Source organism: Bacteroides sp. 51, assembly GCF_010500965.1.
In the GTDB taxonomy this organism is placed as follows: domain Bacteria; phylum Bacteroidota; class Bacteroidia; order Bacteroidales; family Bacteroidaceae; genus Bacteroides.
This window is the reverse complement of sequence record NZ_QVMI01000103.1, coordinates 1-689: the sequence shown is the minus strand read 5'-3', so window position 1 is coordinate 689 and position 689 is coordinate 1. Positions and strand designations below refer to the sequence as shown.

Annotated in this window: 1 protein-coding gene; it reads right to left on the bottom strand. The window is 45.6% G+C overall.

From position 1 onward, the window contains the following. Positions 1 to 31: 31 nt before the first annotated feature. The coding region (locus tag D0T87_RS25225) for a helix-turn-helix transcriptional regulator (protein WP_163178643.1) at positions 32 to 689 on the bottom strand (658 nt) is incomplete at its 5' end.

Sequence of the window (689 nt, the reverse complement as noted above, 5' to 3'; positions counted from 1 at the left end):
TTCAGGGGCAAAAATAGGACATTAATCCGGACTAGCCTTTGTCAAATATGTCGTTTCTATTGTCAATTCCTTCTTCGGATAAAGAAATGTCCTCTTTTAGCTGTGTCGGCGTCTTTCCCAGCTCCTTTTTGCAGAACTTGGTAAAATGCGCCATGTCGCTGAATCCGTTCTCCAGTGCGATCAGTTTCACCGGTTTATGTGTGTTTATCAACTGCTTCCTGATCAGCTTTGCCCTTGCCTCTTTCATCCATTTATAGGGCGTTTGGTTAAATGCCTTTTTGAATCTGGTGCCGAACTGCCGGGGAGTCATATGCATGGAATTCGCCATTTCCTCTACGTTGCGGAACTTATGGCGGTGTAAGCGTACATACTCTGAGAATGCGGTATCATCGCTGAGGATCAGGTAGAAGAAGCCAGCTACCTCTTGTGTGGTATAATACGCCTTAAGCAGGAAGAAGAACTCCCTGATTTTCAGGTCAAAATATATATTACACTTTATCCCGTCGGCCAGCCTTTCGCTGATCTCATCCAGGAAATTCCATATGCGTGTATGTATTTCCAATACCCCGAAACCCGGTGTTTGCGGAGTGTGGTTGTCTGTAGCCCCCGCATGGGCTTTATACAGCTTCTCCATGGAGAAACTATCGCAAAGCTGAGTCATTTCCTCTATCCTAAAAACGACCAGTGTC